The 24931-nt window shown below is 38.5% G+C and carries 25 protein-coding genes; 5 read left to right on the top strand and 20 right to left on the bottom strand.

The features are described from left to right. Positions 1–103: 103 nt before the first annotated feature. Positions 104–973 carry a LysR family transcriptional regulator gene (locus ACH6EI_RS11165; RefSeq protein ID WP_033579185.1) on the top strand — a complete coding sequence of 290 codons (870 nt, stop codon included), beginning with the start codon at positions 104–106 and terminating at the stop codon, positions 971–973. 68 nt (positions 974–1041) lie between these two features. Here the strand turns inward: ACH6EI_RS11165 and ACH6EI_RS11160 are convergent, their stop codons facing one another. The 4 genes from ACH6EI_RS11160 to ACH6EI_RS11145 all read right to left on the bottom strand — a co-directional run bounded on the left by ACH6EI_RS11160 (position 1042) and on the right by ACH6EI_RS11145 (position 4215). Next, positions 1042–1998, bottom strand: a complete 957-nt coding sequence (locus tag ACH6EI_RS11160) for an AEC family transporter (RefSeq protein ID WP_028408284.1) — start codon at positions 1996–1998, stop codon at positions 1042–1044. Positions 1999–2705: 707 nt separating this feature from the next. Beyond that, positions 2706–3110: a YkvA family protein gene (locus tag ACH6EI_RS11155; RefSeq protein WP_028413100.1), complete on the bottom strand. Its 405-nt coding sequence runs from the start codon at positions 3108–3110 to the stop codon at positions 2706–2708. A 99-nt stretch (positions 3111–3209) separates the two neighbouring features. Beyond that, a complete protein-coding gene (locus tag ACH6EI_RS11150; RefSeq protein WP_033579186.1) occupies positions 3210–3491 on the bottom strand; it encodes a hypothetical protein in 282 nt (93 codons plus the stop codon). Between the two features lie 88 nt (positions 3492–3579). Then, a complete protein-coding gene (locus ACH6EI_RS11145; RefSeq protein WP_099331071.1) occupies positions 3580–4215 on the bottom strand; it encodes a DUF1796 family putative cysteine peptidase in 636 nt (211 codons plus the stop codon). A gap of 233 nt (positions 4216–4448) precedes the next feature. Here ACH6EI_RS11145 and ACH6EI_RS11140 point away from each other — a divergent pair, with 233 nt between their 5' ends. Next, positions 4449–5453, top strand: a complete 1005-nt coding sequence (locus tag ACH6EI_RS11140) for an LLM class flavin-dependent oxidoreductase (RefSeq protein ID WP_028413099.1) — start codon at positions 4449–4451, stop codon at positions 5451–5453. A gap of 27 nt (positions 5454–5480) precedes the next feature. Here the strand turns inward: ACH6EI_RS11140 and ACH6EI_RS11135 are convergent, their stop codons facing one another. From ACH6EI_RS11135 to ACH6EI_RS11070, 14 genes are all read right to left on the bottom strand, one after another. Next, positions 5481–6800, bottom strand: coding sequence for a (Fe-S)-binding protein (locus tag ACH6EI_RS11135; protein ID WP_099331072.1), 1320 nt, complete (start codon positions 6798–6800; stop codon positions 5481–5483). Beyond that, positions 6797–8209, bottom strand: coding sequence for a glycolate oxidase subunit GlcD (gene glcD / locus ACH6EI_RS11130; RefSeq protein WP_048019183.1), 1413 nt, complete (start codon positions 8207–8209; stop codon positions 6797–6799). The genes ACH6EI_RS11135 and glcD overlap by 4 nt, the downstream gene beginning before the upstream one ends. Positions 8210–8340: 131 nt before the next feature. Further along, positions 8341–9453, bottom strand: coding sequence for a CdaR family transcriptional regulator (locus tag ACH6EI_RS11125; protein WP_098113060.1), 1113 nt, complete (start codon positions 9451–9453; stop codon positions 8341–8343). Between the two features lie 71 nt (positions 9454–9524). Continuing rightward, on the bottom strand, positions 9525–10097 hold the full coding sequence (locus tag ACH6EI_RS11120) for a DJ-1/PfpI family protein (RefSeq protein ID WP_013057347.1): 573 nt from the start codon (positions 10095–10097) through the stop codon (positions 9525–9527). A 119-nt stretch (positions 10098–10216) separates the two neighbouring features. Further along, positions 10217–10549, bottom strand: coding sequence for an IDEAL domain-containing protein (locus ACH6EI_RS11115; protein ID WP_205689613.1), 333 nt, complete (start codon positions 10547–10549; stop codon positions 10217–10219). Positions 10550–10756: 207 nt separating this feature from the next. Next, positions 10757–12190 carry a GntP family permease gene (locus ACH6EI_RS11110; protein ID WP_013083445.1) on the bottom strand — a complete coding sequence of 478 codons (1434 nt, stop codon included), beginning with the start codon at positions 12188–12190 and terminating at the stop codon, positions 10757–10759. A 34-nt stretch (positions 12191–12224) separates the two neighbouring features. Further along, positions 12225–13415 carry an iron-containing alcohol dehydrogenase gene (locus ACH6EI_RS11105; protein ID WP_099331073.1) on the bottom strand — a complete coding sequence of 397 codons (1191 nt, stop codon included), beginning with the start codon at positions 13413–13415 and terminating at the stop codon, positions 12225–12227. A gap of 245 nt (positions 13416–13660) precedes the next feature. Continuing rightward, positions 13661–14809 carry an ABC transporter permease gene (locus tag ACH6EI_RS11100; RefSeq protein WP_108674758.1) on the bottom strand — a complete coding sequence of 383 codons (1149 nt, stop codon included), beginning with the start codon at positions 14807–14809 and terminating at the stop codon, positions 13661–13663. A gap of 1 nt (position 14810) precedes the next feature. After that, on the bottom strand, positions 14811–15917 hold the full coding sequence (locus tag ACH6EI_RS11095; RefSeq protein WP_098999406.1) for an ABC transporter permease: 1107 nt from the start codon (positions 15915–15917) through the stop codon (positions 14811–14813). 19 nt (positions 15918–15936) lie between these two features. Then, positions 15937–16875 (bottom strand): ABC transporter ATP-binding protein, encoded by a 939-nt coding sequence (locus ACH6EI_RS11090; protein ID WP_028413090.1) that lies wholly within the window; start codon positions 16873–16875, stop codon positions 15937–15939. Between the two features lie 101 nt (positions 16876–16976). Beyond that, on the bottom strand, positions 16977–18095 hold the full coding sequence (locus ACH6EI_RS11085) for a sensor histidine kinase (RefSeq protein WP_048019178.1): 1119 nt from the start codon (positions 18093–18095) through the stop codon (positions 16977–16979). 4 nt (positions 18096–18099) lie between these two features. Then, positions 18100–18738: a response regulator gene (locus ACH6EI_RS11080; RefSeq protein ID WP_028408271.1), complete on the bottom strand. Its 639-nt coding sequence runs from the start codon at positions 18736–18738 to the stop codon at positions 18100–18102. Positions 18739–18905: 167 nt separating this feature from the next. After that, complete coding sequence (locus ACH6EI_RS11075; RefSeq protein WP_108674759.1) at positions 18906–20141, bottom strand: Zn-dependent hydrolase; 1236 nt, start codon at positions 20139–20141, stop codon at positions 18906–18908. 299 nt (positions 20142–20440) lie between these two features. After that, positions 20441–20563 (bottom strand): hypothetical protein, encoded by a 123-nt coding sequence (locus ACH6EI_RS11070; protein ID WP_013057357.1) that lies wholly within the window; start codon positions 20561–20563, stop codon positions 20441–20443. A 292-nt stretch (positions 20564–20855) separates the two neighbouring features. Here ACH6EI_RS11070 and ACH6EI_RS11065 point away from each other — a divergent pair, with 292 nt between their 5' ends. Continuing rightward, a complete protein-coding gene (locus ACH6EI_RS11065) occupies positions 20856–21392 on the top strand; it encodes an IseA DL-endopeptidase inhibitor family protein (RefSeq protein WP_108674760.1) in 537 nt (178 codons plus the stop codon). Between the two features lie 154 nt (positions 21393–21546). Beyond that, positions 21547–23133: an MptA/MptB family glycosyltransferase gene (locus ACH6EI_RS11060; protein WP_108674761.1), complete on the top strand. Its 1587-nt coding sequence runs from the start codon at positions 21547–21549 to the stop codon at positions 23131–23133. A gap of 40 nt (positions 23134–23173) precedes the next feature. Here the strand turns inward: ACH6EI_RS11060 and ACH6EI_RS11055 are convergent, their stop codons facing one another. Further along, positions 23174–23593: a GNAT family N-acetyltransferase gene (locus ACH6EI_RS11055; protein ID WP_205826977.1), complete on the bottom strand. Its 420-nt coding sequence runs from the start codon at positions 23591–23593 to the stop codon at positions 23174–23176. 125 nt (positions 23594–23718) lie between these two features. Further along, positions 23719–23916, bottom strand: a complete 198-nt coding sequence (locus ACH6EI_RS11050) for a hypothetical protein (RefSeq protein ID WP_034269118.1) — start codon at positions 23914–23916, stop codon at positions 23719–23721. 92 nt (positions 23917–24008) lie between these two features. Between ACH6EI_RS11050 and ACH6EI_RS11045 the strand changes: the two genes are divergently transcribed. Then, positions 24009–24926 carry an aminoglycoside phosphotransferase family protein gene (locus ACH6EI_RS11045; protein ID WP_034269115.1) on the top strand — a complete coding sequence of 306 codons (918 nt, stop codon included), beginning with the start codon at positions 24009–24011 and terminating at the stop codon, positions 24924–24926. Positions 24927–24931: the final 5 nt, after the last annotated feature.

The raw sequence follows: 24931 nt of genomic DNA, 5'->3' as shown, positions 1-24931 counted from the left end.
CCTCTCTGCTTTGGTCACACATTTAACTTTACACTTATTTTCCATACAATTAAAATATTGATAAAGTATATAATAATACCTTTAAAGTATGGAGTTGAATATAGTGGAATTAAGACAGCTGCATTATTTTATTGTCATAGCTGAAGAATTAAATGTAACTAAAGCAGCCAAGCGTCTGCACATGGCTCAGCCTCCTTTAAGCAGACAGCTAAAGCAGCTCGAAAATGAGCTGGGCCTTTTGCTTTTTGAACGAAACAATAACAAGCGCTTATTGTTAACGGCAGAAGGAGAGCTTTTTTTTAAACGAGCGAAAGAAATTGTGCAAAGGGTCGAAAAATCAGTATTGGAAGTACAGGAATGTAAAAACGTAACAAATGAAAAGCTTGAAGTCGGATGTACAATCTACTGTGCATCAACGGTTCTAGATAAGCTAGCTCTTATTCAAAAACAGTATCCAAACAGTACTTTTAATATCTATGAAAACGAACCAGCTCATTTAAACGAGTTGTTGACGGATGGAAAGATTGATGTAGCAGTCACCACTACAGACTTACCTTATCAACAGGTAAAAACAAAAACACTTGCACCAGATGTCTTTGTTGTAGCAGTTCCCAAAGAAAGTAGTTATGCAACAGAAAAGATTTCAGTCGCTGAAATCGCTTCTCTCCCTCTTATTCTTCTTCGTTCAAATCGGGAAATAAGCATATACAACCGCATTATAAAGGAATTTAAAAAGATGGATATAACACCTACCATTTTATGCGAATGCCATGACTCAGCGATGCTTCTTAATTTAGTATGTCGTGGCCTTGGTGCTGCTATTGTTCCTTATTCGATGCTATCTTCTTTTTCACTAGAACATATTAAAATTTTAAGCATAGAAGATAATCCATTTGTAATTGAGCCTTTAGTTACGTGGCGTACCGATAGTTATCTCCCCAAAATCGCTCAAGAATTTTTAAAGCTTTTTTAAGTATAGATGCACAAAAAAGGCTTTGCTAAAATAGCAAAGCCTTTTTTATTTTATATTGATATATGTGACTACATTAACCAAGAAATTAATAGCGGTAATGTAACAAGTGACATAATGGCACTAAGTACGAATGCTGAAGCTGTTTCACCAGCTAGGCTATCAAAGCGCACTGAAATCATCGCTGCTACAGCTGAACCTGGGAACGCTACTAATAACACTAATTTTACGATGTCAGCTGATGATAGACCCATTGCTGTTGCAATTCCTAACATTACAAGCGGCTGAATAGCCACTTTTAAAATCGCAATACCAAATGCCGCTGGGCTAAATTGAATTTTACGGATACCAATTGTTACCCCAACTGCGAATAGTGCCGCACCAGATGTAATTGAACCAATTTGATCTAAACTGCTTGATAGTAAATCTGGAGATTGGAATCCACATAGCACTAATACTACTGCGATTAATGGAACACAAGCTAACGGTTCAGAAAGACCGTGTAAGATTGATTTAATCGTTACTTTAAATAAGCTTTCTTCAGAATCCCCTTCACTTCTTTCGCGCTGTCCAACCGTACCAATAATAGTTGCTAAAGGATCAAGCATCGCATTTACTACGATACCCGTAATAGCGATTGGAATTGCTACTACATCCGCGCCAAACAAGCTACCTAATACGGGAATACCCATAAACGCAAACGTTGGCTGCGTAGAGTTTAAAGAGAACATAGACGCGCCTGTTAGTGAGTATTTGAATACATATTTTGCAACAAGTAAGAAAAGAACATAAAATCCAATAATACCAAGAACTAATGCTAGTAAAAACGGCCATTTTTCAATAAGCGTTTGTTTTGATGTTGTTGTAATACCAACGAATAGATGTGCAGGTAACGCAAATTTTGTTACAAGCGTATTTAACCCTTTAGATGTTGTTGCATCAAACTTTTTAAAATATCCTGCTAAATAACCTAGCAAAATAACAAAAAAGATTGGGGTTAAAATAATAAAGATTTGACTAATTTCCATTTTTGAACACTCCATTGTTTAGATTAGAATCAATCATATAAATTTGCTTTCTTAGAAAGATAATTATCTTCTAAGGCTTGTCTATGGATATTGTTTACGTCAGGCCATTCATCTCCCCTTTTGCTAAACATCTCTACAAATATGAAGTAACGTATAATGGTTCATGAAAACGCATGGACTTTGTTTTTCTACAATCATTTATTTACTTCGAAACTGTTCATTTAATCAATATCAAATCACATAAAACTTGTCATACAATACAGTAACTCTACAACCTTAGTAAAAACTTGTCATACAATCATGTTGTTGGCTTACTTAGGCTGAAAAAAAACACCTTCAAATGAAAGATGCTTAATCTTGTGACGAAAGAAAGCGACTTCTGATTGATGAGGAAGAATCTCTAAGAGTTTGAAACTCTCAGTTAAAAAGTTCCATAATTTCACAAAGTTTTTACAAACTATCTTACTTATTTGTATATTGCTTTCTGTGACGAATTTATGAACATGTTTTAACTTAACATTTGTAGGGGAATTATTCAATTACATTGCTTAAAATTTTAATGAAAAAAATATTTTAATCCTGTTTTTTTTACATAAAACGGATTAAAATAGTCATAAAGACCTATATATTATCGGTTAAAAAGAAGATGATTCATCTATCACCTTCTTTTGCTCACTTTATTTAATAATGACATTTTGATCATAACGTTACTTTATTTTAGCATCAATAATGGAAAAATTGTGTTCTTCTGAAAACCACGTTTTGATTTTTTCTTTTGCTTTCAGTTTAACATCTTCATCAATGTACATGGCAACTTGAATCAATGCAAGCCCCAGAGCTCCTAAATCATCTGTAAATCCAACTCCTGCTGCAAAGTCCGGAATTAAATCTAAAGGAAGAATAAAATAACCTAACGCTCCTATAATCACTGCTTTTGCTTTTGGAGGAATATCAGGCTTTTGCAGCGTGTAGTATAAAAGCAGTACGGCATAAACAACGTTTGCTCCCGCTTTTTTACCAAACTTTTTAAGCTTGTCCCAAAATTTTTCTTCCGAATAATATTTGGCTGTTTCCTCTGTACGAACGGGTACAATTTCTTGTTTCTCTTCCATATCGATCACCCTTTCATCACCATATGTACTTATTATAAACGATTATCTCTACCGAATTCCATTGAGAGCTTAAACTCCATAAACCTGCACAAAGCAGGCTTATGAATTTTTTAATGAGTAATGCTTCATAACGATAGTAACTAAGTCATTCAGCGCCGTTTCACTTTTAGAATGATTTTCAAACTGCTGAATGAGATCCATATGTTCAAGCAGCACTTCGTAATTACCCGTCATCTTTCTCAGAACTTCATATGCGGAACTATTCAAATCCACTTGTATTTTCAAATCCTCCAGCTGTACTAAATACTCATTCCAGCGCTGATCTTGTTCTAGCAGCAGCAACACAATTTCTTTTATCGCCTTCCGCACATTGGACTCCATCTTTTCATCTCCTTTGATACACAGATATAACAAAGTCTATGAAAAAAACGAGCTTTTTCATTCCCGTATTACACAAAAAGAGTTTCTTTTATTTTATAACAAGCCCTCTTAAGAGCTCTTCCCATACTTTATCATCGCGCAGCACGTCCATTGAAAAAATAGGTGCATGTAAAACACATGTATAAGGCAAGTCCCAGTTAGCTTCGGACAAAAGTTCTTTTTCACTGTTTGTCAGCAGCAGTATATAGAAATCGTTTTTGACCATTCCCTTTAAAACATGCTCTAATTCTTTCGCTTCTTCATACGTTCCACCCATACGAATAAACAATATACAAGAACTGGTCTCCATTGACGTTAAAAATCGCTCCGTTCTCCGTTCATATTTTTCTTTGACTTCATTATATGAAAGCCAGTTAGTCTCCGTATTAATAGACGACGGAAAATCATGAGCAGAATCAATTTGATACACCTTATCACGCAGTCTAAGCGTGGAACCATCTCCGAAAGAACTGATATAGGTTAAGTGTTCATATACAAATAAGTCTTTACAGCGATTTTTCAACAGCTGATTGACATGAGAAAGAGAAATGCTAATACACCAATCAATCACCCCGGCTTGTTTTCGCAAAGAATATTTTTTCATATATATCCCTGGAAAACAGTTATAGCCTAAACTGTATATCATATCGTACTGCTTGCTTTTTAGTTCATTTAAAGTAACCATATTCATCCTCCCTTCTTCTATAAAATATGACAGTCTTTTATAGAAAGAGGCGGCTTCTGCCTTATACCGTACAAGCTTTTTGCGTTTTAGGAGCTTGTGTAATAAAAGAGTAAGGAATTAAAAAAAACAACCGAAGCAAAATATTTTGGAACTCGAAAGATTCTTGTTAAAATACTTGTATTCCATTGAAATAACAAGGCCTATGAAGTCTTTAAAGAAAGAAGATGAAATTGATGAGTAAAGCATTAAAAGATATTCCGATTTCCGTGTTAGATCTTTCTCCTGTAGTTGAAGGAGGAACTGTATCTGACTCACTTAGAAATACATTAGATTTAGCTCAGCACGCTGAAAAATGGGGGTATAACCGCTATTGGCTAGCTGAACATCATAATATGACAGGTATCGCAAGCTCCGCTACATCTGTTGTAATTGGTCATGTCGCTGGAGGCACGTCACGCATTCGCGTAGGCTCTGGCGGCATTATGCTTCCTAACCATTCTCCGCTTGTTATTGCTGAGCATTTTGGTACGCTTGAATCACTATTTCCAGGACGTATTGATTTAGGCTTAGGAAGAGCGCCAGGGACAGATCAGCTGACAGCGCAGGCGCTGCGACGCGATCGCAGAAGCGACGGCAGTGACTTCCCAGAACAGCTGGCCGAACTGCAAGAATACTTTAAACCTGCTTCAGAAAGTCAGATGCGTGTTAAAGCTGTTCCCGGTCAAGGTTTAAATATTCCGATTTGGCTCCTTGGCTCAAGCGGTTTTAGCGCACAGCTTTCTGCACAGCTAGGCTTGCCATTTTCATTTGCAAGTCACTTTTCGCCTAATAATACAATGACAGCTCTTAACATGTACCGTCGTTATTTTAAGCCGTCCGACGTGTTAGAGAAACCATATGCAATGTTAGGTGTAAACGTAATCGCTGCTGATACAGATAGAGAAGCTGAACGCTTGGCTACTTCTATGCAACAGCAGTTTCTAAATTTAATTCGAAACACACCGGGTAAACTAAAAGCTCCTGTGGATAATATGGATGAACTATGGACTGACTTTGAAAAAGCTTCTCTTCAACAGCAGCTGGGCTCTTCTATTGTCGGAAGTCCTGAGACGATTAAAGTCAAGCTTGAACAGTTTATTGAAGAAACAGAAGCAGATGAACTGATGATTAACGCTCAAATTTACGATCACAAAGCTCGCCTTCGTTCGTACGAAATTGTTTCTCAGCTGTTCAAATAATAAAAAGGCCGGACACGTCCGGCCTTTTTATTTGCTTTCTACTGCTTCAAGAAGTAAATCTGCAAGATGAACGGCCCTTACACTTTCTTCTACTCCTTCTCTGACTACGCCTAGCTTCATTTGAATGAGACAGCCCGGGTTTGCTGTTACAATTGTATGGGCATGGGCTTCTTTCACTTTTTCCATTTTATAATCTAAAATTTGCATAGACATCTCTTGTTCCGTTAAGTTATAAATACCAGCTGAGCCGCAGCAATGATCCGCATTTTCCATTTCATTAAACACCGTTCCGTTAATCGCTTGGATCAGTTTTCTCGGTGCGCTGGACGTTTTCATCACGTTTCTTAAATGACACGAATCTTGATACGTAATAATTTGACTTGGAAGCGATAACTTTTGTCTTTCTACAAACTGCTGCTGCAATAAAATCTCTGAGAAATCTTTGACTTTTGCAGAAAAGACCGCTGCTCTTTCTTTCCATTCCGGCTCATCTTTTAATAGATGATCGTATTCCACTAACAGCGCACCGCAGCCGCCTGCATTAAGGACAATATCATCCGCTTGAATGGATTCAAACGCCATAATATTTTGTTTTGCTAACTTTTTTGCCTGATCTTTTTCTCCGCCGTGCGCATGCAGGGCGCCACAGCACGTCTGCACTTCTGGTATAACGACCTTACACCCCGCTTTTTGTAAAAGTGCAATCGTCGCGTTGTTTGTTTCCATAAACATCGTATCCATTAAACACCCTGTAAAAAAAGCAACTGTACGCTCTCTTGTTCCTTCTGCTTCAAATAAAAAAGGACGTTTCTTCATTTCTTTTTTTGTTGGCACAGGCGGAAGCGTTTTTTCCATTTGCGCTAAATTACCGGGCAGGACGTTTAATATATTTGTTTTTTGAACAGCTTTTTGCAAGCCGCTTCTTTGATAGAAAGCAAGCAGAGAATGTACATTTTTTAATCGTTCTTTATGCGGAAAAAGCTGTTCGAACACCATATGCCTGAGCGCTTTTACCGGCCATTTATGTCGTTTTTTCTGCTGAATAATATCACGCGCTTCTTCTAATAAGTGTCCGTACTTCACACCCGAAGGACAAACAGGCTCACACGCTCGGCAGCCAAGGCAAAGATTCAATTGCTTTTCAACCGATTCATCCGGTTCAATAAGCCCATCTACAACTCCTTTCATCAAAGCAATTCTTCCGCGCGGTGACGCTGCTTCATATTGATTGGTTTGGCCATACGTCGGACAGCTCGGCAAACAAAAACCGCATCTCATACAATTCATTAACTCGTCATAATCTAACCGTTCTTTAAACGCTTGCTGAATGTCTTTTGTTGCCGTCATGAACGAACCACCACTCTTTTTCTCGTGTCTTTAGCAAAAATTTTCCCTGGATTCATAATTCCTTGCGGGTCCAAAGCATACTTAATTGCTTTCATCGCAGCTACTCCTTCTCCGCCCATCTTCAATGCTAAATACGGTGCTTTCATTTCTCCGACTCCGTGTTCACCTGTAATTGTTCCTCCAAGCTCAATGGCTTTATGAAAAATTGCTTCAAAAGCTTGTTCGACTCGGTGAAGCTCCTCTTCGTCACGCGCATCTGTTAAACAAGTCGGATGCAGATTTCCGTCTCCCGCATGACCAAACGTACAGATTTTAACGTTGTATTTTACAGCAATTTCATTAATCGCTTTGACCATTTCACTAATTTTAGACCGCGGGACGGTTGCGTCTTCTAAAATCGTCGTTGGCTTCATTCGTGCTAAAGCAGAAAGAGCTGATCTTCTTGCTGTACTTAACGCTTCTGCTTCTGCTTGCGAAGCCGCTACTTTCACCGATACAGCCTTTCCTTCGCTGCAGATGCGTGAAATCATTTCAATATCGCGCTTCACCACTTCTGGCGGGCCATCTTGTTCAATCAATAAGATAGCGTTTACATCAGTTGGAAGCCCAACTTGGGCAAAATCTTCTACTACTTCACACGTCGGCTGATCTAAAAATTCAAGCGTAGCCGGAATAATCTTATTGGCGATAATTGCTGAAACCGTCTTAGCAGCTGCGTCCATGTCTTCAAACAGCGCAAGCAGAGTTTGTTTTGTTTCAGGTATTGGAATGAGCTTTAAAATGGCTTCTGTCACGACGCCAAGCGTTCCCTCAGACCCGACAAACAAGTTCGTTAAATCGTAGCCAGCTACATCTTTAGCCAGCTTGCCTCCTGTCTTAATACAATCGCCGTTTGCAAGAATTACTTCAAGACCAAGAACGTAATCTTTTGTTACTCCGTATTTTAAGCCTCGTAATCCTCCTGAGCATTCATTGATGTTTCCTCCAATGGTTGATATTTTCATAGAGCTTGGATCAGGAGGATAAAATAAACCTTTTGCCTCTACGGCATTAATTAAGTCTAACGTAATAACACCCGGCTGCACGGTAGCGGTTAAATTTTCTTCATCAATTTCCAAAATTTTATTCATTCGGTTAAAGGTAAGAACAATTCCGCCTTGCGTTGGACACGTTCCTGCGCTTAAATTTGTGCCTGAGCCTCTTGGCACAATAGGAACGTGATCTTCGTTGCATATCGTTAAAATTCTTTTCACTTGTTCTTTATTTTCAGGCATAATAACCGCATCAGGAAGCGACTGAAAGTTAGGTGTTGCGTCATAGGAATACACGAGTCTTGCTTCACTGCTATCTTGAAAATTGGCTGACCCTACAACTTCAATGAGCTTTGCTTTTGTTCGTTCATTAAGCATAACGTTCCTCCTTATATATATCTCTTACTCTTATTATAGTTGCAGAAGCAACGAGGGACTATAGATAAAAAACTAAAAAAAAGCGCTTTAAAAACTCATTTTTTGTATGTTTATCTAATGAATAGCGCACTTTATTCTAGTAGAGACAGCGCAAGGTAAAAAAGCGTGAGACCCTTTACACTTTTAGGATCAATGTCTGTTAGTTCTTTCATTTGCTTCAAGCGGTAATGAAGCGTATTGATATGAATATGTAAATCAAACGCCGTTTTTTTTAACGATTGATCATTGGCTAAATAGCATTTCAGCGTTTCGAGAAGCTCTTTTTCTTTTAAAAGAGCGGAAAGCACTCGACTTAAGAATTCCTTTTTTACAGGTTCAGAAACGTCTTCTAAAATCATGTCCATCAGCAGTTCCTCATAAAAAACAACGGCTTGACGTTTTGAAGCTACTTTAAGCGCTTTTTTTGCTTCTTCATATGAAGCATGCAAATCAAATTGCTCCGCTGGCTTCCCTACGCCAATAGTGATCATAACTTGATTATTTGCTTGAATGTACTGCTGACATTTTTTTAGTTCTTCTTTAAATCCTTGTCTTGCCTTTTCATCTACAGCTTCTTTCAGTAAAAGCAAGCGATCGTATCCCCAATTTGCGATATAATCTCCTTCACCTTTATGACTTTCAAACCAGTAGCGAATTGTTTCTTGTACCTGCTGCTGCTTCTTTTTCGAAAGAGATGAGTCAATTTGAAACAGCGTGCAGCAATAAGGACTGTCTACTTGTACTCCTAAAATATGACCTCGTTCAATAAATTCTGCATCTACCTGCTGGCTATAAATCCATTCACGAAAAAAAGCTTCTACTCCTTTATTTTCCCATTCCTTTGTTTCTATGTAGTATGCTTCGCGAATAATTAACTCTGTTAATCTTCGAATAATATCTGCAAAAGGCTCAACAGCTTCTGGGGTACCTGTAATGCCAATAACGCCAATAATGTCTCCTTGATAACTGATAGGCAAATTAATTCCTGGCTTAACTCCTTTTAAATCTGCTGCTTCTTTTTTGGAAATATATAGTTTTTGCTTTTTTTGCATCACGTTCCACGCGCCTTCATGAAAAAAACCAACCCGCTTTTCTTCTGTAGACGCAATAATAATTCCGCGTGTATCCGTTACAATTACATGTTCTTTCATCACCAGCTGTACTTCTTTTATAATTTTCTTCGACAGTTCAGACACTAGCTGCACGTTGTTTACACCTCACCTATCATCAATTAAAAGAGCTGAAAGAATGGTTTTCTCTCAGCCCGCTTTTTTTATTATGCGTTCACTTTTTCAGCTTTTTTTAGCACGTTAAAAAACTCTTTCATAAATTTAGGTAAATCCGGCCAAGCTTGTCCGGTTACTAAGTTTCTGTCTACGTGGAGCGTCTGTTCAACAAATACAGCACCCGCCGCTTCTACTTCCGGACGGCAAGCAGGATACGCTGTCACTTCTCTGTCTTGCAGATACTCTCTAACCGTCGTTAACACGAGCTGACCATGACAAATAACGCCTAAAGGTTTGTTTTCTTTTAAAAAATGAGCGGCAATTTCCTGAACTTTTGTGTTCATTCGAATATATTCAGGCGCTCGTCCTCCAGGAATAATAAGTCCGTCAAAATCAGCGGGATCCACTTCATCTACAGAAGCATGAGAATCAATTTTATATCCCGTTTTTTCTGTGAATGTTTCCATTTCTGGAAGAAAATCATGAACAACCGTTTGGAGCTTCTTTTTCACGGGAGAGGCAATGGTACACTGAATATCTTCTTCTAAACAGCGATAATACGGATAAAAAACTTCTAAAGCCTCCACGGCATCTCCTGTTAAAATCAAGACACGTTTACTCATCTTTTATCACCTTTTCTTTTAATGTCGTCATTTACTTCTTCTCGCAAGCTGCTTTCCATTCCTGCTTTTCCCCTAGGAATAATAAAAAAAGCAGGGCCTTCATTCCTTTACTAGGAATGTCAGCCTTGCTTTTTATCTTGTACTCTTTTTAATTCAGCTGTTAATTCAATAAACCAAGCTTCGTCTTTTGTTAGCAGCGCAAGATCAATCAATGAAAGAATCTGCTCTTCGTGCGCCGTTTTTTGAAGGGGCAGCTTCTCTATTTTTTCATCCATCATGCCAATGGTTGTGCCGACCATTTTTTCATCATCACTTTTCACTACATTGATTAGTGCGGCTTTTTTAGATGGATTAATCGTTTTTATATATCCGTATATAAGTTCACCGTCGCGAGACTTTCCTTTGACCCAGTCGCCTACTTTTAAATTTCCTTCAAATAGCTTCACAGTCATTCTCCTTTCTTCATAAACATGCTAAGAATTAATGTAACGGCATATAGTATTCTAGAAAGTAGTGTAATCATAATACTTACAGTTTAGAAAGTCAAAGAATCTGTTTTAGAGCAAAAGGCTCGATATACAAAATCACTGCAACAATAAAAAAATCCGAACGATTTATCGTTCGGATCTTTCTTCAACTACACTCAGCCTCTTTATTTGTTATACGAGTCCAGTTAAGCTGTAGATTCCAATGATTAAGAAACATGCAAGCGTTTTTATAACAGTGATGGCAAAAATATCTCGGTAAGACTGCTTGTGGGTTAACCCGGTAATAGCAAGCAGGGTAATAACGGCTCCGTTATGAGGAAGCGTATCCATACCGCCTGATGCCATCGCTACAACTCTGTGCATAACTTCAGGAGGAATATTGTATTGATTAATAGCTTCTACATACTTATCTCCCATCGCACTAAGCGCAATTCCCATACCTCCAGAAGCGGATCCTGTAATACCGGCTAAAATGTTTGTCGTAACGGCTCCATTGACAAGCGGATTTGTAAAGGTATGTGAAATACCATCGCGAACGGTTGCAAAGCCAGGAAGAGATGAAATAACGCCTCCAAAGCCATACTCAGCTCCCGTGTTCATCGCAGCGAGAAGCGCTCCGCCAATACTTGCGTTAAGACCCGCTTGGAAACCGGTGGTCACTCTCTTCCAGTCATACGCAATCGTCGTAATAATTCCAATAACAAGTGCTAACTCCACTGACCAAATACCAACAACTGCGGTTAAATCTACTTTTCCGAACGCTTCAAGGCCAATTTTGGCAAAATCAAAACCGTCTGGGTACCACTTTGGAATAGAAACAGTAAAAAATTTGTTTGCAACCCCTACAAGCACGAGCGGAACAAACGCTAAAATCTGTCTTGCTACGCTAGGTTCATATTTAGGTTCTGTAGAAGGTACAGACTCTTTTTCTAGCTCTGCAGCAGCTGCTAGTTCATTATTAAATCCGTAGTAGCCTTCTCCAGCTTTTCTTGCTTTTTTACTTCGGCTTTCTAAATACCAAAGACCTAAGCTAAAAACAATAACTGATCCGATAATCCCCAGTGTCGGAGCAGCATAGATGTCTGTTTTAAAAAAAGTCGTTGGAATAACATTTTGAATTTGCGGTGTACCCGGAAGTGCATCCATGGTAAACGAAATAGCTCCTAATGCAATCGTTCCCGGTACTAATCGTTTTGGAATATTCGCTTCGCGGAATAAGTTAGCCGCAAACGGATAAACTGCAAACGCAACAACGAATAAACTTACGCCGCTGTAGGTTAAGATTGCTCCCATTAAAACAATCGCCAAGATCGCACGTTTAGCCCCCACGACTTTAACAATTGTTTTCGCAATCGATTCAGCGACTCCAGACATTTCAACCATCTTCCCGAAGACTGCTCCTAATAGAAAGACAGGGAAGTAGTTTTTAATAAATCCAACCATTTTCTCCATAAAAACGTTTGAGAAAAATGGGAGTGCATAGCTTGGTTCCGTTAAAATAACGGCTAGCAGCGCACAAAGTGGAGCAAACAAAATAACTGAAAATCCGCGGTAAGCAACCAGCATCAAAAGCCCCAGAGACAGCAAAATAATCAGCAAATCCATAACGTTTCCCCTTTCATCCCTTATTCAATTTGTCTTATTTTTTATAAAGTGCAGACTCAAACTCATATTCATAGCACGTGTAATAAAGCTGAATAACTTCTTCTGCCGTCGGTACGATCGGATGATTAGCAGGACTTCCGCTTTGAATCGCATCCGCTGCCATTTTCTCAACCGCCGCGTAAAATAGCTGGCGATCAATGCCCCACGATTGAAGATTAGGAATCTCTAAGTCGATACAAAGCTGCTTGATGGCTTCAATTAACACATCTGCTCCTTCTTTTTTTGTATATGATACGTTCGGAAAAAGAGCTTGTCCTATTTCACCTAAACGATCGATTGAAGCCTCTTTTGTATAGTCCAAAACCGCAGGCAGGAGCATCGCGTTAGAAATACCGTGCGGCACATGGAATAACGCGCCAATAGGTCTTGACATACCGTGCACTAGAGCAACGGATGAATTTGAAAACGCCATCCCCGCAAGCATAGAAGCATAGGCCATTTCGTTTCTTGCTTGAACGTTTTCTCCATTTCTGTACACTAGACGAATATTTTTCATGATTAACTCAATTGCTTGAAGCGCAAGTGAATCCGTAAAAGGATGCGCTTTTTTAGATAAATACGCTTCGACCGCATGACTGAGTGCATCAATTCCTGTAGCTGCCGTTACGTGTTTTGGACATGATAGAGTTAATAACGGATCAACAATGGCTGTATCAGGCAATAATTGAGGCCTTGCGAGCATCATTTTTACATCGTACGCCGTGTCTGTAATAACCGTCGCTTTCGTCACTTCTGAGCCCGTTCCGGCAGTCGTAGGCACGGCAACCAAAGGAAGAGGACTACCTTGAAAATCTTGTTGATTTTGAAAATACGTTCGTAGATGCCCTTCATTTGTCATCATAATGGCAACCGCTTTTCCAGTATCGATACAGCTGCCTCCCCCTAAGGCAATAACCACATCGCACTGCTCCGTTTTACATATGGCAAGCGCTTCATCTAGATGAATATCTGTCGGCTCTGAATTTACGCCTGTATACACGGCACAGTCCATGCCAGCCTCTGCTAAGTAACGACGACAAGTTTCTACATTGCCTGCTTTCGCCATAACGTCATCACTTATAAGCAATGCCTTTGTCCCAAGCAGTGCAGCTTGTTCTCCAATTTTAGAAAATGATCCTTCTCCATATAAAACCGTGCGTGGTACAAGTAGTTCATAAATTCCCACTGTTTTTCCCCCTTTGTTATCTCGCTGACAATCTCTCCTTCCGTATTTTCATGCTGACTTATGTAAGCGATTTCATTTATTTGTGCAAAAAACCAACATGAACTTCGTTTTTCTCCCCTATTTATTCTCTTTTTGTATACCCCTTTCCTCTTTCATTCTAAAATTTCATCTTATATTTTTCAATCTTTTTTTGAAACTTTTTAAAAATTACAAAAAAAGCCAGAGGTATTCTCTGACTTTACCATTTAAATAAACTTTTGAACAGTATTATTTCGATTTAATTTATAAATCGATAGCAGGAAAAAAACGAGTGCAAAAGCTAGTAAAATGCTGATATTTAACCATAGGCTGCTTAATGCGGCTCCTTGTTGAACACTTTTCAACGTGCTTAATACCCACGTTTGAGGAAGAAAGTCGGCTATTTTCCGCATCACATCCGGCATAAATTCAGGAGGGAAAAAGCACCCTGACAGTAAACAAGTTGGCGTAATAATAAGCGTTTGAAGGCCGTTTGCCGCTTTTGAGCTTTCTGTAAAAGCAACGATTACAAGCGACAAGCCGATGGCTACTAGCCCAAACAAAACTAAAATAAAAAATAGCTGCCACACAGGAATGTTCATATCTACGTGAAAAAGAGTCGTAATACAAACAAGTGTAATCATTACTTGCACAGTTAATAAAATCATATTTGTCATAACATTAGATATCACGTATTGCCTTGCACTGACTGGCGAAGCTAGTAGTCTAAAATACGTGCGCTGCTCTTTTTCTTTTGTGATAAGAGCCGATAGATTTACGGCAGAAAAAAGCATAAACATAATTAAATACCCAATTGTCTGCTTGACAATGTTTTGATCGGTTCCTTTGTCTTCAAGTGCATGCGTGGAGACGTGGAATGGCGGTTTTTGATAACTCTCATACATTTGTTTAAACGCAGCGTCATTGCCGCCTGCTGCTTGATTAAGCGCAGAAACATTATCAATATATTGATACAAATAAGACTTAATAAAGCCCGTTACTTCTGCTCCTTTTATCGAAGTAATCGTAATATGATCTGGTTTGTTCGCTTTGACGCTTTCAAAAAACCCTTTTTCAAAAGTAATAACAGCATCAACTTTCTTTGACGTAATCTCATGATCCACTTCTTTGTCAGTGAGCATTTTAACATTTGTTTTATGCAGCCCTTTTAAAAACTGAACGGTGTCTTTTGAGATATCCGTTGAGTCGTGATTGACAACTCCGATATTCACCGAAGTCCCTGCTGTATTTCCATAAATAAGAACGGACATCAAAATACCTGCAATAGGCAAACCAATAACAAGCACAAGCGTCCTTTTGTTCCTAAGCAGCATATTTCTCAGCATATTTGTGACAAGCCACATGATATTTTTCATGTTATAACCCCTCTCTTTTTCTCAAAAGCACAATGGCTGTGCCCAAGAATAAAATAGAGAAGCCTACATTCAACCCGATAACTGAAAGAGAAGCGCCGATATCATTTGTATAAATCAATTTAATAAGTCCATTATTCATCCAGGTTAAAGGTGATACATTGACGAAGCCTTCTCCAGATCCATTTTGAAAATAGGTTCCTCCCACAATACACGACACTTGAATCACAACCATAATAATTGCTCTTGACGCCGCTTCCGTCTTCGTAAGGTAGCTAACTCCTAATCCAAAGCTAATGGCAAAAAGAATCTGAGATACTAACATTACGAGTACTAAGAGTAAATGATCTCCCCAATTCGCATCAAAAAAATATTTAGTCGACATAATGACCACTAATACACAAATAGCGTGAACCAAAACAGTGCCTAAAATTTTCCCGACAAAAATTTCAGCGGTTTTAATCGGTGCGGCTACTAATCGATTGGCCGTATTTCGCATACGCTCTCCTCTAATTAAATAACTCGCTGAGATAGATCCGTACAAAACAATCATGGTTGTCATTGAAATAGCGTAGTAGTCTATTGAATTTGGCTGTTTTTGAGAATGAAGGGATGTTTCTTGAATATAGTCATGCTTAGACGCACGCAGCAGGTTCTCGACTTGCTGAGGATTTACTTTGGCCACTTCCATAGCCACGTTATACTTATCAACAAATGTACTTAACATACCTTGCACCACGTTAAATTCAATGCTGTTTTCTTCATTTCCGTAGAGATTAATGCCTCCGTCTTTCACTTCTACATAAGCTGTATAATGCTGCTCTTTTACTTCTTTTTTTCCATCTTGATCTTTTTTCAGCGCTTTAAAGTGAATGCCCGATTTTTCTGCATGTGCAGCAAACTGCTTAAATGCGGCAGATTGTTCATTACTCGTATCGATTTTATAGAGAACATAGCTATCGTCTATCGTCATGTCGTTATTAAAGGCTTGGGACAAAGCTGTTCCTAAAATAAGGACAAGAGCTAGCGGAAAAAGAATCATAAAGATAAATGCACGCTTATCTCGCAGATCACTTTTCATTTCTTTCAAAGCAATTGCAATAATATTCATTCGTTATTCCTCCTTTCTTTTATAAATCTCTTAGACTGCGTCCTGTGAGCGTCAGAAAGACCGTCTCTAAATTTGGTGCTTGTTCTTTAACTGCTTTAATTTCGATATGATGCGTCATTAAATAATGAATGACCTTGTTTAAGTTATTCACTTCGGCGCTTGAATTAATTTTAATGATTCCATCTTCATACGTAACGGCTGTTACGCCTGGAATTTCCTTTAGACCGCTGCAATCTATATCGTCTGCTTCTTTTACTTCAATCCAAATATCTTTTGTATCGGTGATAATCGCTTTCAGCTGCTCTTTTGTTCCTTCAGCAATAATTTTGCCGTGATCAATAATTGCAATTTTTGTACATACCTCTTCTACTTCTTCCATATAGTGACTCGTATAAATGATTGTGCTTCCCATTTCATTTAGCTTTTTTACAGATGTTAAAATATAATTTCGCGACTGAGGATCAATGCCAACCGTCGGTTCATCCATAATGATCAGCTTAGGGCGATGAGCAATTGCGCATGCGATATTTAACCTTCTTTTCATTCCTCCTGAAAAGCTTTTCGGATACGCCTTTTGTTTATCTAAAAGCCCTACAAACGCTAAAGCTTCTTCGACTCGTTCGCTAAGAAGTGATCCTCTTAATCCGTAGAGTCCTGCAAAAAACTTCACATTTTCATAGGCTGTCAAATCTTCATAAATCGCTAAGTCCTGCGGAACAATTCCGATGTTCATCTTTGCGAAATTTCGGTGTTTCTTTATATTTTTCCCAAGTACTTCAATATCGCCGCTGTTGCTTTGAAGAAGACTAGCTACCATATGAATCGTTGTGCTTTTTCCTGCTCCGTTTGTTCCTAAAAACCCAAATATATCTCCTTCTTCTACTTGTAAAGATAAATTATCTACCGCAATAAAATCTCCAAATTTCTTTGTTAATTTTTGAATGGATAATACGTTCATCATTTCACCTCTAGTATGTTGGTATATCCTTATTTTATGAAAAAAAGGCAAACTTACGTCAGTGCATAAGTTCACCTTTTCCCCATGAGAAATCTCATTATTTACGTATGAAGTTTCTCACCTATCGGCAGCAGTGTGGTAACAGAAAATCCGTTTGCTCCGTCGACAATCACCGTTCCGTTAATGGAAGCAGCGCGCTCTTCCATTCCTGCTATGCCAAGTCCTTTTTGAAACAAGTGAGCGCCTTTTCCATTGTCTTTGACTTCTACTTTCACCATTTTATTTAGTACGTGAAGCTCAATGGCAATCATCGTTGCTTCTGCATATTTCAAAGCGTTCGTAATAGCTTCTGTTATATTTTCATGGATAATTTTCCACTGAAGAGGCGTGATAAGATCTAAATTCCCTTTGTATACAAGAGGCATTGCGATACTATGCTTAGCCTCAAATTCACCAATAAATAATTTAAGACGGCTGATTCCTATTTGCTCAGCGGGAGGCTTTATACTTTTTAACGTTAACCTAATTTCTTCAATGCCTTCTTTCGAAATCGTAATCGCATTTTGAAGAAGAGACAGCGCTTTTTCCTCGTCTTGCTTCATTACGTGCTTTGCTGCCTCCATTTGAATAAGCGCTCCTGTCATTGAATGACCAATCTTATCATGAATTTCCTGCGATAGTCGATTTCGCTCTTCTAATTTTGAAGCATATTGAGACTGTCTCACATACTCTTTATTTTCATTCACGTGCTTTTGCAGCTTTTGCATACTTACTCTCATTTCATCAAGCTTTTGTTCATAATTGTTTGTCCGCTTTTGATAGATAGCTGCTCCTGTGTAAATAAAAAAAGTAAACGCAGCGACTAACACATACAGAGCTCTAATATCAGAGGGAACTAGCAGCACTGGAAGCAATACAAGCAGCACCATCCATTTTTTTACGATTGATTCTCCAATAAGCTCACAAAGGTTTAGCGGCAAAAGAAGAAAAAACAAAGGATGAAGTTGATACGCACAATATAGAATAAGGACAATTGAAAAAGCAATAAGCATGCGCTTGAACGCGCTCTTTTTCACAATAGACGCGGCGATATTAACACAGCTGTAAAGAAGCAGTGCTAACACAATAGCTGAAATCGAGTGTACATAATTAAACTGAATGTACGTAATAGCCAAAAACAGCATGAGGATGAGCTTGGTCATCATTAATCCGACTTCCATAGTCCTACTTCCCTTTACCGGTTAAATAGTAAATAGCAATTTGAGTACGGTGCTCAAGTCCCGTTTTACTTAAAATCGAACTAATATAGTTTGCTACGGTACCTTCTGAAATAAAAAGGGTTTTAGAGATTTCTTTATTTGAAAGCCCCTTGGCAATCAGTGTCATAATGCTTGTTTCACGCTCGGTAAACTGTGTCATATCCGCTTTTGACTCGCGCTCAGTTGCAGCGTTTAAACTTGATTTAATTTTATCAAGCACAACATCTTGCAGCACCGTATGTCCGTTGAACACACTTTTGATTGCGTCTCGAATGCGCTCTGGCTCTGTATTTTTTAACAAGTAGCCTTTAGCTCCGTTTTTTACAGCATCAATAATATATTCATCGTCATCAAACGTAGTTAAAATAAGCGGCTTTGCTTTCGTTGACTCTGAAATAAGCTTTGTAGCCTCTACACCGTCCATAACAGGCATTCTTACATCTAACAATGCAATATCGACGGAGTGATTCTTGCAATATTGAACGGCTTCTTGACCATCTTTTAAAGTAGCGACAACGTCGAATTCCTCGTATGTATTTAATATAATTTTCATTCCTTCTCGAATAAACGAATTATCATCTGCAATAATAATAGTAATTTTCATTTCTGCAAGTGAGAAGATCTCACTTTTTTTCACATCCTTTTTTCACATCCATCTGGATGCTTCTCATTTATTGTAGCCATAATAAACCAAAAGTTCAATGCGATAGTTTGCAGTCTTTCTAAGCACTAAAAAAGAGCAAACCTCCGCAGGTTTACTCTTTCGTCCTGTTACTTCTGAGCTAACTTAATCACCGTCTCTAAAAGTACGTTTACACCTTTTTCGCATTCTTCCCAAGGAGTGAACTCTTCTTCACAATGACTTTTTCCGTTTACGCTCGGAATAAAAATCATAGCCGTCGGAATATAGCTAGCTAAAAACTGTGCGTCATGTCCAGCTCCGCTGACCATTCGCTTGTAGGAATACCCTAGCGAACGAACCGACTCTTCCACTTCATCACAAACCGTTTTATCAAACCACACGGTATCGCGTCCCCAAAGCTTGGTCACCCGCACTTCGCACCCTTCTAACAGCTCCGCTTGATCAGGCAGTGATTGAATAATTTTTTCCACGGATGCAATGACATCTTCATCCGTATGTCTCGCTTCAAGCGAAAAAATCACTTTATTTGGAATAACGGTATGAATATTAGGCAGTACGTTCATACGACCCATTGTATAGACTAAATTTGAATCCAATCTGCCGAGCTCATGACGAGCTTCAGCAATCAGGTTATTAGTTGCAAATAGCGCATCTTTCCGCATATCCATCGGCGTCGTCCCGGCGTGATCTGACTCCCCCGTAACTTCAATTTCATAGCATACCATTCCGAGCACGCACTCGACTACACCAATTGATTTGGCTTCTCTTTCTAAAATAGGCCCTTGCTCAATATGTAATTCTACAAATGCCGATGCTTCAGTAAGACGGTTACTTCTATCGCCTTCATATCCGCATGATTGAAGGGCTTGCTTAAACTTCACGCCGTCAACATCTGTCTTCTTCATCATAACGTCTTTTTGAAACTTGCCCGATAAAATACCTGAAGCCATCATAGAAGGCTCAAAACGCGCTCCTTCTTCATTCGTAAAGTTAACAATCATAATCGGCACCTTCGGCTTAATATTATGTTCAACCAGCGTCCTTACTAACTCTAACCCTGCAACTACACCGAGGATTCCATCAAACCTTCCGCCTTTTTTTACGCTGTCCATGTGTGAGCCAATCACAACAGGCGGCTTATCTTCTAGTCCTTCAAGCGTGGCGTAAATACATCCAAGGTCATCGATTTTAATATCCATTCCAAGATCCCGGCAGCATGAGCAAAAATAATCTCGTGCTAGGCGATCTTCTTCTGACAGCGCTAGGCGGGTTACACCGTTATTAGGTGTTCGTCCATAATCGGCAAATCGTTCAAGCGTATTTTTTAACCTTTCTCCATTCACTGCTACTTTTTGTCGTTGCAACTCAACCACTCTCCTCATTATTTGGTTATAAAGTGCGTCTAAGATGCTGTGTTAATGAATATCATTCATTATGACATAAAATAGGCGATATCACTTGAAGTCTGTTAGAACCCCTTCCATTGTTTTTGTAATGAAAGTGCGCAGCTTGCCTTATGTATCTATTAGCTTCAAAACGTAAATTTCCTGCTTTTTTCTATGAATAATGCACGCGTTATTTATGCATTTTTATTATAAAAATAGCGATAGGTTTTTTTCAAAAAAAAGAGAATTAGTTATTATACTAACTCTCCTCTACACACTTACTTTTTATTTGCTTTCTTCGCAATCGCAATCATTGTAGCCAAAACACCAACTGTAATAATCACAATAGCAATTACGGCAGTGGTAATAATAATTCCTGATGTCACTTCTGAAACACCCATTAGTTTACGTTCTCCTTTTGTGCCTGACCTATTTATCTAAATCAGCATATTGATCGATTTATTCCTATTATATACGAACTTGTAAAGCGACGAAATATGTGACACATAATTGACATACTGTTTATATGTTTTCTTTTAATTCTACGTTTTATTTAAGAAAATACGGGAATAATTCAAACATATATAAGAAATACTCTTTATTTCTTTAAAGAATTATTGTAATATAAATGTAACAATTGTAATATTAACAGCATGAATGTTACATATATTTCAATGAATGAGTAGGAGGGAAATGGAAATGAAAAAATTTGGAATAATCTTAGCATCACTTGCTCTTTTCTTTTCACTAAGCACAGGAGTTACAGCTCAAGCAACATCACAAAATCTATCAACGACTAATGCGGTAAAAATTGCAGCAAACGCAAGCAACCATTTCTGGAATGCACTTCATGGATCTAAAGGTAATTTATGTACTCAAAAAACATTTAATTATAAAGGCACTCAGTACTCATATCTTTGTCAAGATTTTAATACAAAAAGCAAACTAGTAAGCTACTTATCTGAAACGTTTACAAACAGTGCTATTCAAAAAGGATTAACAAATTATCGCTACATCACATATAACGGAAAGCTTGCTCGTCCTGTCGGTGACGGATTCAGCATGCTAGAGTGGAACAAAGCAAAAGCAAAACTAACTTATCAGCGCGCCGATGTTCGCTCTTATCAATTTACGGTTCCAACAGTTGACGGAGGAAGTGTAAAACGCACCGTTACATTTTATAAATCTGGTTCACAGTGGAAAGTAAATAAGTTTGATGCTGTACTATAAGCAATATAAAAAACAAGGTCTTCTAAGGCCTTGTTTTTTTATGCTCTCTCTTCCGCTCTTTATTAAAGAAGTTTCACTTTATTTTCACCAACTCCCCTTATAGTATGGAGACACACTACTACTTATTCGATACATTGTCATCGGAGGATTTTATATGAACATACTACAAAAAAGAACGGCTTTTATCGTAACGGCAGCTTTTCTTTTAGCATTTGTTTTCAGTATCGTTTCACTATCACACTATAAAGGAGAAGAACATTTATTTTCAATTCAAGAAAGTCATCAGTTAAAAAAGATTACGAATGGTATATCTGCTCTTGATAATAACTCAAGAGATCATCGTCTTCCTTCAGGAAACGGTCCTGCTTCACCCAGCAATTCCGGAGAACACGTAACGCCTTTTCATAATCTATCTATGGATAACGGTGCCGGAAGTCAAGGAGCTAATAAAGACTATGAAACGCCGCTAGCTCTTTATACGGTGGGCTTTTTTATAGCAGCAGCTCTCGTTTACGGATTAGTAAAGAAAAAGAAATGGCATCATTCGATAGGGCATTCTCGCGTTATTTTATGGTCATTACTTGGCACTGGTTTATTTATTCGGATTGCACTGATTCCGTGGGTAGGCTCTCATATGGATGCGTCGCTTTTCAAAAACTGGGCATCGGTTGCGGCTAATCATTTTTCAAATTTCTACGCTAAAAGCGGAAGCGATTATCCGCCGTTTTATATTTATATCTTGTTTATCGTTGGGAAAGTTGGCAGTTTACCGGATTTTCAGCAGTATTTTTCGCTGTTGATTAAAATTCCGCCTATTTTAGCAGATGTTGTCACATCTTATTTACTCTATCGTTTAGCTCGTAAATACTTGGCACCTTCTTTTGCATACCTGTTAGCAATTGGGTATTTATTTAATCCGGCCATCTTAGTTAATTCAACGTTTTGGGGACAAGTGGATTCATTTTTCACTTTACTTATTGTCCTAGCCATTGTAATGATTACGGAAAAACGAATTTACGCGTCGGCCGTTATTTTTACAGCAGCGGTCTTAATGAAGCCGCAGGCGATTATTATCCTGCCTATTTTGTTTTTCGAGCTCATTCGCCTGAAGCAAGTGAAGCATTTCTTCGGCATTGCTTTAACGGCGGCTTTCACTGCTGGGGTGATTTTATTGCCTTTTTCAGTCGGAAAAAGTCCAACGTGGATTATTGATTTATTTTCATCCACCATTGGAGAGTACCCGTATGCTTCTGTTAACGCCTACAACTTTTATAGTTTAATAGGCGCAAACTATAAAGACAGCTCTGCAACGCTGCTGTTTTTCAGCTATCATACGTGGGGACTTATTTTTATCGTCGCGACAACTATTTTTTCTTGGCTTATTTATATAAAAGGACGGAGCTTTAAATACGCCGCTCTTGCAGCGCTTATTCAAATTTCAGGGGTATTTACGTTTTCTTCAAGCATGCATGAACGCTACTTATTTCCAGCAGCAGCGCTTGCTTTAGTGGCTTATATTTATTTAAAAGACAAAAACTTGCTTTACTTATCCCTTGGATTTAGCATCAGTATTTTTATGAACACTTTTTTTGTTTTATACGGCGACAGTAATATGCAAAACAGCACGTCATACCCGTTTTCTATGTTTGCTACGTCGATGCTAAACGTTTTGCTTGTTGTTTATTTAGTAAAAGTTGCTTGGAATTTAGTCCAAAAAAGTACGGTTTTAAAAACGGCATAATACAAAAAGCTCAGTGAGTATGATTGATCACTGAGCTTTTTTACATAACAAGCGACATGCCTGGCGCGTCTTCTTCTCTTTCTTGAAATCCTAATTTTTTATAAAAATGATGCTTTCCTTTTGCTGCAAACAGCTGAATCGATTCAATTCCGCTTTCTTGGCATTTCGTCAACAGCTCTTGAATAATTTGCTTTCCAAGTCCTTTGTTTTGGTACGAGGGATCAACCATCACGTCGCAAATAAGCGCTTGGTAAATTCCGTCTGAAATCATACGACCGAATGCAATCAATTGTTCATTATCATAAATACCGACTCTAAACCAGCTGTTGGCTGCCGCTTCAAACAGCTGTTCTTTTGTATAATTGCCTTTTTTACTTTTATGTAATCCGCTCGCTTCATGCAAAGCAGCAAACTGCTCAAATAACGGAACCTCTTTTTTTATTACGTAAGACACGTTCATTCTCCTCTCAATACCGTTGCTTTCTATATTATATTTATACATCAAAAAGAATAATAATTCAACATTTTTATCTAGTTATCCTGTTACCCTTTCTCCAAATAAAAAAACTGCCAAACGGCAGTTTTTTAGGCTTGTGCTGATTTTTTTCGTTTTTTAAGATCAATTCCTGCAATAATAAGCAAAATGATTCCAAGAGCGATCATGATTTTACTCACTGTTTCTACCCATTCCGGTGCACCTTCAGCAAGTAAAAGTGAAAATCCAATGATATAAACCGGAAACCCAACGAGAGCCCAAGGGGATTTCACCTTCTTTGTCTTCATATATAGGATCTCCTCCTTCTTTACAGATTCTATGTAGGCTGTATATGATGAGTTTATCAGAAAAAATTGGAAACGACAAAGGAGATAAACGCATGCATACGTTGCCTCAAACATTTTGTGATACAATTACTCACCTTCACTCTCATAAAGGCCAAAAGTGGCTAACTGACTTTCCTCAGCTGATTCGCTACTGCGAACAGCGATGGCATATCACCATTCACAGTCACTTCCCTCTTTCTTACCACTTTGTTGCTCCTGCGCGCAAAGCAGATGGAAGCGAACTAGTTGTAAAACTCTTTGTAGAGCCTTCAGAGCTGCTTCATGAGCAAGAAGCACTGACAGCAATAGCTGGTGAGAACACGGTAAAAATAGTGGACAGCGATGCTGAAAAAGGCATTCTACTGCTTGAAAAGCTGTCTCCCGGATGCCCGCTTTCCTCTTTATCAACTAAAGAAGAGGCTGCGTTAATCGCTGCTCGGCTCATGAAATCTCTGTGGCGCATGCCTCAATCAGACTCCACTATCGAAGAAACAGCCGTTAAAAGAGAGAAGCAGCTTCGAGAGTATACACAAATGTATCCAAGCGGCATTGATTTTCTTTCTTCCGAAACGCTTCAACACGCGCTAGCCGTTTTCTCTGAATTAAACCGGACTTCTCAGCAGCTTTTTTTGCTTCACGGAGACTTGCATCATGATAACATCTTACAGTCTGGTGAAGCGTGGAAAATAATTGATCCAAAAGGGTTGATTGGAGAAAAAGAGTACGAAATTATCCCTTTTCTTTTAAATCATCTGCCTAAGACAAACGTAGCAGAGGCAATTGACCATCGAATCAATATATTTGTAAAAGAACTGAACGTAAGTAAAAAACGCATTTTACTGTGGGGATACGCTCATTCTGTATTAGGCACGTGCTGGTTAATAGAAGACCGCCAAGACGCCGCTTCTTTTTTACGTGCTATAGAAGCATTTCAGCACTTATTTGAGTACTATTACGGGCATAAAAAATAAGAGCC

This window comes from Priestia sp. JSM ZJ58 (assembly GCF_044383985.1).
Lineage (GTDB): Bacteria > Bacillota > Bacilli > Bacillales > Bacillaceae_H > Priestia > Priestia zanthoxyli.
This window is presented reverse-complemented; position numbering and strand designations above follow the sequence as displayed.